Origin of the sequence: Delftia sp. ZNC0008, assembly GCF_000799035.1 — a bacterium.
GTDB classification, from domain to species: domain Bacteria; phylum Pseudomonadota; class Gammaproteobacteria; order Burkholderiales; family Burkholderiaceae_C; genus Comamonas; species Comamonas tsuruhatensis.
In genome coordinates this window covers 1-2,532 of sequence record NZ_JTKZ01000228.1, presented here as the reverse complement: position 1 = coordinate 2,532, position 2,532 = coordinate 1, and the positions used below count along the sequence as shown (strand labels likewise).

General features: G+C 69.7%; 4 protein-coding genes. 1 reads left to right on the top strand and 3 read right to left on the bottom strand.

What is annotated here, in order from left to right:
* The 3 genes from L995_RS07605 to L995_RS07595 form a co-directional block, all read right to left on the bottom strand.
* A partial coding sequence (locus tag L995_RS07605) for an alanine racemase (protein ID WP_047470691.1) occupies positions 1-442 on the bottom strand: 442 nt, incomplete at its 3' end.
* A gap of 19 nt (positions 443-461) precedes the next feature.
* Positions 462-1,475: a tripartite tricarboxylate transporter substrate binding protein BugD gene (locus tag L995_RS07600; protein ID WP_016452041.1), complete on the bottom strand. Its 1,014-nt coding sequence runs from the start codon at positions 1,473-1,475 to the stop codon at positions 462-464.
* Positions 1,476-1,541: 66 nt separating this feature from the next.
* Positions 1,542-2,207 carry an HAD family hydrolase gene (locus tag L995_RS07595; RefSeq protein ID WP_016449108.1) on the bottom strand — a complete coding sequence of 222 codons (666 nt, stop codon included), beginning with the start codon at positions 2,205-2,207 and terminating at the stop codon, positions 1,542-1,544.
* A gap of 72 nt (positions 2,208-2,279) precedes the next feature.
* Between L995_RS07595 and L995_RS07590 the strand changes: the two genes are divergently transcribed.
* Positions 2,280-2,532, top strand: a 253-nt coding sequence (locus tag L995_RS07590) for a helix-turn-helix domain-containing protein (RefSeq protein ID WP_047470689.1), incomplete at its 3' end; no start/stop codon positions are given.

Sequence of the window (2,532 nt, the reverse complement as noted above, 5' to 3'; positions counted from 1 at the left end):
CCGCGTCGCCCACGCCGGAGCGGTGGCCGTCGGTGTCGATCTCTATCCATACCTCGAAGGCCTCGCCCTGTTCGCGGCCGAACGCGGCAATGGCCTGGGCCGCCGCCACGCTGTCCACGATGAGCTTGAGATCGCAGCCGCGCCGGCGCAGTTGCAGGGCCTGCGGCAGGCGGTGCGGCGCCATGCTGACTGCATAGAGGATGTCGGTGGTGCCAGCGGCAAAGAACTGCTCGGCCTCCTTCAGGGTGGAGACCGTGATGCCCGAGGCCCCGGCCGCGCGCTGCGCGGCGGCCACGGGCACGCTCTTGCTGGTCTTCACATGGGGGCGCAGGCGCACGCCCTGCGCGTCCATGCGCTGCTGCATGCGGTGGATGTTGCGCTGCATGCGTGAGAGGTCGATCACGGCAGCGGGCGTGTCCAGGGTCAGAAGTGTGTCTTGCATGGTGTTTCTCTCTCCATCGTCAATCCAGGTATTGGCCTTTGGCCTTGAGGGCAGGCACGTCGTTGCGCAGTCCCTGTTCGATCAAGGCGGAGACCGTGGCCGGCACGGCCTGCTCGGGCGACGGCAGCTCCACCCCCAGCGCGGCCATCTGTGCGCGCAGGCCCGCATCGCCCATGGCGTGCTGCAGCGACCGCGTCAGCCGCGCGAGCACCGCCGGCGGCGTGCCGCGTGGTGCGAAGATCGCGTTCCATGAGCGCGCCTGCAGGGGGTGGCCGGCCTCGGCGCTGGCCGCCGTGCCCGGCAGCTGAGCCAGGCGCTGTGTTCCCAGCACCGCAATCGCCTTGATGCGGCCGCCCGCGATCTGCGGTAGCGCCGTCGTCGTCTGGTCGCACATGAAATCGGTCTGTCCGCCCATGAGATCGTTCATGGCAGGCGCGATCCCGCGATAGGGAACATGGGTGGGGCTTTGGCCCAGCGCCGACAGCAGCAGCACGCACCCATAGTGCGATATCGAGCCCACGCCGGCGCTGCCATAGGAGGCTGCGGCCTGGTTGCGCTTGAGCCAGTCGGCGAACTGGCGCAGGTCGGAGGCCGGCAGATTGGCACGCGCCAGCAGCAGCATGGGCGCCGCGCCCGCAGGTCCCACAGGGGCGAAGTCGGCCACGGGGTCATAGGGCAGCTTGCGGTACAAGGCCACATTGACCACATGCGTGCCTATGCCGCCAAAGGACAGGGTGTAGCCGTCGGCGGCAGCCTTGCGCGCCTGGTTCAGGCCGATGGTTCCATTGGCGCCACCCAGGTTCTCGATCACCAGGGGTTGGCCCAGATGCTCCCCCATCTTCTGAGCCACGGCACGGGCCAGCGCATCGCTGGGGCCTCCCGGGGGAAACGGCACGACCAGCGTGACCGGCCTGGCCGGAAAGGCAGCGCCGGCCTGCGCCAGGGCTCCCTGGCTCCACGCCATGGCACAGACGATGGACAGGACCGGGAATGCGGACACAAGGGACAACGGCAGGGCTGGACGCAGCTGCATGGCAGGCTCCTCACAAGGGTGGACAGGATAGGAGGGCGGGCACAGCACCGGCTGCACCCTCGGGGTTCAACCCTGCTGCAGGGAAAAGTCCCTGAGCCAGGGCAGTGCCGGCGCCAGCGTGGGTGCTTCGGCCTCGGCCTGCGGCGCGCCCGTGGGCCGCGACAGGCCCACGCGGTTGTGCCAGAAGGTACGCAGGCCCACGGCCGAGGTGCCGAACAGGTCATAGCCCGATCCGGCCACGAAGGCGGCCTGGCCCGCAGGCAGCCCCAGCCGGTCCAGCGCCAGCTGGTAGGGCCGGGGGTCGGGCTTGTAGAAGCCTGCTGCTTCCGAGGTCACCACCACATCCCAATCCACGCCCAGCAGCGCGGCGGCACGTTGACCCAGGCGCTCGGAGCAATTGGTCACCACGGCCAGGCGGCAGTGCGGGCGCAGGGCGGCCAGCAGCTCGCGTGCGCCATCCCAGGGCTGCAGCTGCTCCCATTGCGCCTCCAGCCTGTCGGCCACCGCCTCGGGCAGGCCCCGGTTGCGGGCCGCCGTGCGCACCAGGTCCTCATAGGGCTGGTAGGCGCCGCAGCCATAGGTCAGGCGCAGGTATTCGGCGCGCCAGTCGCGCCCGGCAGCCTCGCTGCCGGCGGCCGCATTCCAGACGGTCCAGGAGTCCAGCAAGGCGGTCAGCAGGTCGAAGAGCACGGCCCGGGGCCATGCGGCAGAGGTGGGGTATGGGGTGTTCATGCCTTGGCACTGTACGGACCAAGACCATGGTCGTGGTTAAATCCGCCGTCATCAATCGTTAAGGCAAATTGAATGATTGCCATCGAAGACCTGCAGCTTGCCGCCGCCTTGCTGCGCGAAAGCTCGCTGAGCGCGGCGGCCCGTGCGCTTGACGTGACACCGCCTGCACTGTCCATGCGCCTGCGCCGGCTGGAGGCCGAACTGGGCCTGTCCCTGGCCAACCGCAGCGCGCGGCGCCTGGCGCTGACGCCCGAGGGCGAGCGCTTTGCCCGCGAGGCCGTGCGGCTGCTGGGCCAGATCGAGGAGCTGCGCGACTCGCTGCACG

Excerpts from the sequence above, each read along its gene's own strand:
- L995_RS07600 (WP_016452041.1), bottom strand. The coding sequence starts at position 1,475 with ATGCAGCTGCGTCCAGCCCTGCCGTTGTCCCTTGTGTCCGCATTCCCG.
- L995_RS07595 (WP_016449108.1), bottom strand. The coding sequence starts at position 2,207 with ATGAACACCCCATACCCCACCTCTGCCGCATGGCCCCGGGCCGTGCTC.